The 1,289-nt window shown below is 44.8% G+C and carries 1 protein-coding gene; it reads right to left on the bottom strand.

What is annotated here, in order from left to right; all coding sequences use genetic code 11:
- Positions 1 to 1,289, bottom strand: a 1,289-nt coding sequence (locus H5202_RS18550; RefSeq protein WP_182773373.1) for an Ig-like domain-containing protein, incomplete at both ends; no start/stop codon positions are given.

Below are 1,289 nucleotides of genomic sequence, written 5' to 3' on the forward strand. Positions count from 1 at the left end.
GGCACTTCAACGTCAAAGCCGTTGTCGAGCATGTCTTGAGTGACAGGGCCGTTAAATAGGGTGTTGCCATTGCCGTCAGTGACAATCAAGGTGTCGCCAACTTGAGTGCCAGTCGCTAAGGTCACAGTTGCAGTGACGGTGCCGTCAGTACCGATCTCATCGCTGTTGAAGATACCATCGCTGCCCATGCCGCTGAATTCAACGGTGGGTGCTGAAGATGTTACATCTACAATACCATCATCGCTATCTGTTGCAGAGTTACCTGCAGGATCTGTGACTTCAGCTACAACGGTATAACTGCCTTCGGCTAATGGGTCAATAACATCAACTTCATAAGTTCCATCAGGATTCACTATCGTTGTAATGGTCTGTTCGTTACCTTCACTATCAATAATAATTAACGTAACAGTACTGCCTACAGGTGCGTCAGTCGTACCCGTGATAGTTGGTGTAGTGTCGTTTGTGAGAGCTGGTGCATCGACTGTAATAACCGGTGGTGTGGTATCTATAATTGCAGAGTCACTTCCTTCAGGCGTTGTATTACCATTAGAATCAACGACTACAGCAACAACTTCAATTTCTTCACCTTCACCAGGAGCTGGTAAATTGAGATTTACGCTACCAGTATCAATATCTTCTTGTGTTAATACTATTTCAATGCCATTAACAATAAGTGTGTCACCGGCTTGAGCACCAGTGTTGTCCAGGCCGATAGTAACGTTTATTTCTGTAGCGCCATTGAGTTCTTCATTACTAATAAAACCATCATCATTAGTATCTGTATTAATAATAACGGTAGGAGCGCCGTCAGCAACTGGCGTGACTTCAATGGTTAATGTCGCGGTAATACCTGTATTGGTGGTGTAAGTGATCACAGGAACTTGGCCGTTCCAGTTTTCATTTGGTGTGAAGGTGTATGAACCGTCAGCGTTTAGCTCGAGAACGCCATTTTCTAGGGTAACTTCGGTGCCTGCTGGGTAGGTTTGGCCGTTAACCTCAAAACTCACTACACTTAAATCTGAATCTACATCTCCGTCGTTATCTAATACGTTTCCAGTGGCGACAGTATCTTCTGCAACAGTATTGCTGTCATTAACAAGTACAGAGACATCATCAACGGGTGTTACTTCAATGGTTAATGTCGCGGTAATACCTGTATTTGTAGTGTAGGTGATCACCGGCACGTTGCCGTTCCAGTTTTCATTTGGTGTGAAGGTGTATGAACCGTCAGCGTTTAGGACTAGCACGCCATTTTCTAGGGTGACTTCGGTGCCTGCAGCATAACTTTG

The organism is Shewanella sp. SG41-4, assembly GCF_014164505.1.
Lineage (GTDB): Bacteria > Pseudomonadota > Gammaproteobacteria > Enterobacterales > Shewanellaceae > Shewanella.